General features: G+C 64.2%; 2 protein-coding genes. Both read left to right on the top strand.

The genetic code is table 11. The features are described from left to right. On the top strand, positions 1-1,017 hold a 1,017-nt coding region (locus EN991_RS35485; protein ID WP_348630520.1), incomplete at its 5' end, for a putative PEP-binding protein. 10 nt (positions 1,018-1,027) lie between these two features. Beyond that, positions 1,028-1,583 (top strand): PCRF domain-containing protein (locus EN991_RS35480; RefSeq protein ID WP_127370472.1); only part of this gene is annotated, 556 nt, incomplete at its 3' end.

The raw sequence follows: 1,583 nt of genomic DNA, 5'->3' as shown, positions 1-1,583 counted from the left end.
GAAAAAGGGCGTTTCAGGGCGCGCCGGCAAGAGGTCTACCGCGAACTGCGCAAAAAGCCGTCGACGACCAGGGATGGTGTCCAGGTCGATTTGCTGATGAATGCCGGTCTTGCCGTCGACCTGCCGCAGCTTGCCGAAGCGGGTGCGGCCGGCATCGGTCTGTTCCGCACCGAATTGCAATTCATGGTCGCTTCCACCTTTCCCCGGGCCGAGGCCCAGGAAAAGCTCTACCGCGACGTGCTCGAAGCGGCGCGCGGCAAGCCCGTCACCTTCCGCACCATCGACATTGGCGGCGACAAGGTGCTGCCCTATTTCAAGGGCGCGATCCAGGAAGAGAACCCGGCGCTTGGCTGGCGGGCGATCCGCCTGACGCTCGACCGGCCGGGCCTGCTGCGCACCCAGATCCGCGCTTTGCTCAAGGCCAGCGGCGGCCGCGAATTGAAGCTGATGCTGCCGATGGTGACCGAGCTCGGCGAGATCACCCAGGCGCGCGAGATCATCGACCGCGAGGTGCGGCACTTGTCGCGCTTTGCCCATCATTTGCCGACCAGCCTGAAGCTGGGGGCGATGCTTGAAGTGCCGTCGCTGCTGTTCCAGCTCGACGAATTGATGAAGGCGGTCGATTTCGTCTCGGTCGGTTCGAACGATTTGTTCCAGTTCGTCATGGCCGTCGACCGCGGCAACACGCAACTGGCCAACCGCTTCGACACGCTGTCGGCACCCTTCTTGCGCGTCCTCAAGCAGATCGCCGATGCCGGCGTCCGCAATCACACGCCGGTGACGCTGTGCGGCGAACTCGCCGGCAAGCCGATCTCGGCGATGGCGTTGATCGGACTCGGTTTCCGCTCGATCTCGATGTCGCCGGCCTCGATCGGGCCGGTCAAGGCGATGCTGACGGAACTGCCGTTGGACGAGTTGAAGGCGTTTTTCGACGACAATCTGATGGCTCCGGCACAGGGCCTGCCGATGCGGGCGCTGCTGCAGGCCTTTGCCGACGACCGTTCGATCCCGTTATAGCAGCCTCATCATGGTCAATTTGCCCCGCGATCGTATGGATCAAGTCGTCAAGCGTTTCGAGATGCTCGAAGCGCAGATGTCGGCTGGCCCGGCCCCGGACGCCTATGTGCGTATGGCATCCGAATATGCCGAAATCCAGGACATGGTGGCCAAGGTCAGGGCGCTGCGCGCGGCCGAGCATGAACAGGCCGACCTCGAGGCCATGCTTGCCGACAAGGGCACTGACGCCGAGATGCGGGCGCTGGCCGAGGCCGAGCTGCCAGGGGTCGAGGACCGCATCGAGGCGCTGCAGAAGGACATTCAGATCCTGCTGTTGCCCAGGGATGCCGCCGACGACAAGAACGCCATTCTCGAAATCCGCGCCGGCACCGGCGGCGATGAGGCCGCGCTCTTCGCCGGCGACCTGTTTCGCATGTACGAACGCTACGCCGCCGAACGCGGCTGGCGTTTCGAGACCGCCTCGGCCAGTGATGGCGATGCCGGCGGCTACAAGGAAATCATCGCCACGGTGTCGGGCAAGGGCGTCTTTGCGCATCTGAAATTCGAATCCGGCGTGCACCGCGTGC

Origin of the sequence: Mesorhizobium sp. M7A.F.Ca.US.005.03.2.1, assembly GCF_003997795.1 — a bacterium.
Classification (GTDB): domain Bacteria; phylum Pseudomonadota; class Alphaproteobacteria; order Rhizobiales; family Rhizobiaceae; genus Mesorhizobium; species Mesorhizobium ciceri.
This window is presented reverse-complemented; position numbering and strand designations above follow the sequence as displayed.